We start from the raw sequence: 3,124 nt of genomic DNA, 5'->3' as shown, positions 1-3,124 counted from the left end.
GCCTCCACGCCGGCCGGCCCGGAGGCCCGTGGACGGCTCGGGTCGGCCGCATGCCGCCGCCGGTCACCTGACCCCGGTTCCTCGCCGTAGGGCCCCCGGGGCCCCCGGATCCCCCGCGCGCCACCCCACCGGGACGCGGCCCCGGCCGCACCGCTCCCGGCGTGGCAGCGGGCACCGGCAGGGTTTCGGAAGGGGCGGGGTGGAGTGGGGGAATCGACCGCGCCGACGAGGCGCCCCTACGGACGGGGCCGGGCCCACCGGCCGCCCCGGCAGCGTCGGGCGCTCGCCCCGACCCCGGGGCAGGGTCTCCCCCGCGTACCGCCCCGGCAGGCACCCGGCCTCGGGGGGAGCGCGTCGAAGGGGAGCCGGGCATGACCCGGCCCCGGCAGGGGATACGCACCGGCCGGGAAACCGTCCCGCTAGCGCCGCCCCCTCGCCGCGCGGGCCACTGCCACCACGGCCTTCTCCAGGGCGTACTCGGGATCGTCCCCGCCGCCCTTCACGCCCGCGTCCGCCTCCGCGACGGCCCGCAGCGCCTGGGAGACGCCGTCGGGGGTCCAGCCCCGCATCTGCTGCCGGACGCGGTCGATCTTCCAGGGCGGCATGCCGAGCTCCCGCGCGAGGTCCGCCGGCCGCATGCCCCGCGCGGAGGAGAGCTTGCCGATGGCCCGGACGCCCTGCGCGAGGGCGCTGGTGATGAGGACGGGCGCGACACCGGTGGACAGGGACCAGCGCAGGGCCTCCAAGGCCTCCGCGGCCCGCCCTTCGACGGCGCGGTCGGCCACGGTGAAGGAGGAGGCCTCGGCCCGCCCGGTGTAGTAGCGCGCGACGACCGCCTCGTCGACGGTCCCGTCGACGTCGGCGGTGAGCTGGGCGACGGCGGAGGCCAGCTCCCGCAGGTCGCTGCCGATGGCGTCCACGAGCGCCTGGCACGCCTCGGGCGTGGCCGCCCGCCCGAGCCGCCGGAACTCCTGCCGTACGAACGTCAGCCGCTCCGCCGGTTTCGTCGTCCTCGGGCACGCGACCTCCCGCGCCCCGGCCTTGCGCGCCGCGTCGAGCAGGCCCTTGCCCTTGGCGCCGCCCGCGTGGAGGAGGACCAGGGTGATGTCCTCGACGGGCGCGTCCAGGTAGGCCTTGACGTCCTTGATCGTGTCCGCCGAGAGGTCCTGGGCGTTGCGCACGACCAGCACCTTGCGCTCGGCGAACAGGGAGGGGCTGGTGAGCTCCATGAGGGACCCGGGCTGGAGCTGGTCCGGGGTGAGGTCGCGTACGTCCGTGTCGGCGTCGGCGGCGCGGGCGGCCGCGACCACTTCCTGGACGGCGCGGTCGAGGAGCAGGTCCTCCTGCCCCACGGCGAGCGTCACGGGGCCGAGCAGGTCGTCGGGGGATGTCTTTCTGGTGGCCATCGCCCTTCAGCATCCCATGGGCCACTGACAACCGTGGCCGCGCGGGACGGGAGAATGGCGGGGTGAGTGAACGACACGTACTGGTACTGCCCGACCGGGACGCGGCCGAGGAGGTCGCTCAGGAGCTGCCGGACCGTTTCGGCGTCGGGGAGGAGCCTCAGATGGTCCGGGACGCGCTGGCCGGGGAGGACGACGCGGAGGACGCGCAGTGGCTGGTGGTGGTCGAGGATCCCGAGGGCCGGCTCGACCCGGCGGCCCTGGACGCCCTGGCCGCCGAGTACGAGGGATGGCTCGAAGCCCCTTAGGGGTCCGTCACCACACCGCCCGCCCGGGCCCGCCCGGGTCAGGCGTGGGCGTGGGCCCGCGCCTCGTCCACGACCGCCGTGCCGGCCTTGGGCAGGATCTGGACGTCGAGGTCGATGCTGATGCTGGAGCCGACGGCGGCGATCCCGCGGGCGAGAAGCGTCTGCCAGGTCAGGGTGAAGTCCTCGCGGTGCAGTTCGGTGGTGGCCCGGCAGGCGCCGCGGGCCTCCCCCTCCAGGCCGTTGCCGAGGCCGAGGTACTGGGTGTCGAGGGTCACGGTGCGACTGACCCCGTGGAGGGTCAGCGCGCCGGTGACGGCCCAGCGGCTGCCGCCCCGGTGGACGAAGCGGTCGCTGTAGAACTCGATCGCGGGATAGGCGCCGACCTCCAGGAAGTCGGCGGAACGCAGGTGGTCGTCACGCATCCGGACCCCGGTGTCGATGGAGGCCGCGTCGATGACGACGTGCATCGCGGAGTGCTCCATGCGGTCGGCGATCCGAAGGGCGCCGGCGAAGCTGTTGAACCGTCCGTGGATCCGGGCGAGGCCGATGTGGCGGGCGGTGAAACCGATCTGCGAATGCAGCGGGTCGATCTCCCAGTCACCGGGTTCGGGGAGCTGTGGCTGCGGTGCGACCTGGAGGAGGACGTCACCGAGGCCTGCGTGCCGGCCCTCGGTGACGACGGCGGTGCCGTGGTACGGGGTGTAGCCGTCTGAGGTGACGGCGAGCCGGTACTCACCGGCGGGCACGGTGGCGAGGACGGTGCCGTACGGGTCGGTCTCGCCGCCCAGCACCTTGCGCCCGGCCGTGTCGCTGAGGGTGAACTCGGCCTGACGTACCGGTTCGTGCACGGGGTCGAGCACCCGGCAGCTCAGCACGCCCGCCGAGGCGGGTACGGCGAGGCCGGCGAGGGGCCCGCCTCGCGCGGTACCGGCCTCACGCTTTTTGAACAGACCACCGAACATCCTTCACGCACCCCCGTGCGACTCGTTCACCCTGCGACGACGTGGCATTCGATCACCGTTGCGGTGTTCGAGGCAAACAGGGCAAGTGTTACCGAGGGTCCGTTTTAGGGGGTCAGGTTCTTTACGGACGGATTCCTCACCACCGGAAGCGCGTCCAGCACGATCCCGAAGAGGTCCCGGTACGCCGTGCGGACCTCCTCCTCCCCGTCGAGTTCCCGCGCGGTCCGCCGCCCCTCGGACCGGGTGATCAGCTTCGTACCGCTGAGGGTCACCCGCCCGTCCTCGGTGAGACGCGAGCAGACGAGGGAGCCCGTGAAGTGCGACGCGGGCGACGTCTGGTGGTACCAGGCACCGGCGGCGAAGTCGGCGAGTTCGCGCGGGCGCGTCTCCAGCCGGTACTGCGGCTTTCCCTCGTACAGCACGTCCAGGTCGCCCTCGGCCGTCTCCCGTA

4 protein-coding genes are annotated in these 3,124 nt (G+C 73.7%); 1 reads left to right on the top strand and 3 read right to left on the bottom strand.

Annotated features, from left to right (window positions below):
* Positions 1-419: 419 nt before the first annotated feature.
* A complete protein-coding gene (holA, locus tag RIF68_RS32305) occupies positions 420-1,406 on the bottom strand; it encodes a DNA polymerase III subunit delta (RefSeq protein ID WP_309054821.1) in 987 nt (328 codons plus the stop codon).
* Positions 1,407-1,468: 62 nt separating this feature from the next.
* Between holA and RIF68_RS32300 the strand changes: the two genes are divergently transcribed.
* Positions 1,469-1,711, top strand: a complete 243-nt coding sequence (locus RIF68_RS32300) for a hypothetical protein (protein WP_309054820.1) — start codon at positions 1,469-1,471, stop codon at positions 1,709-1,711.
* Between the two features lie 38 nt (positions 1,712-1,749).
* Here the strand turns inward: RIF68_RS32300 and RIF68_RS32295 are convergent, their stop codons facing one another.
* Both RIF68_RS32295 and RIF68_RS32290 read right to left on the bottom strand, forming a co-directional pair.
* On the bottom strand, positions 1,750-2,673 hold the full coding sequence (locus tag RIF68_RS32295; RefSeq protein ID WP_309054819.1) for a YceI family protein: 924 nt from the start codon (positions 2,671-2,673) through the stop codon (positions 1,750-1,752).
* A 104-nt stretch (positions 2,674-2,777) separates the two neighbouring features.
* The coding region (locus tag RIF68_RS32290) for an arylamine N-acetyltransferase (RefSeq protein WP_309054818.1) at positions 2,778-3,124 on the bottom strand (347 nt) is incomplete at its 5' end.

The sequence above is a fragment of the Streptomyces sp. genome (assembly GCF_031178505.1).
Lineage (GTDB): Bacteria > Actinomycetota > Actinomycetes > Streptomycetales > Streptomycetaceae > Streptomyces > Streptomyces gulbargensis.
This window is presented reverse-complemented; position numbering and strand designations above follow the sequence as displayed.

What these genes read in the sequence shown, in the direction of transcription:
- holA (WP_309054821.1), bottom strand. Translation starts at nt 1,406, where the DNA reads ATGGCCACCAGAAAGACATCCCCCGACGACCTGCTCGGCCCCGTGACG.
- RIF68_RS32295 (WP_309054819.1), bottom strand. Translation starts at nt 2,673, where the DNA reads ATGTTCGGTGGTCTGTTCAAAAAGCGTGAGGCCGGTACCGCGCGAGGC.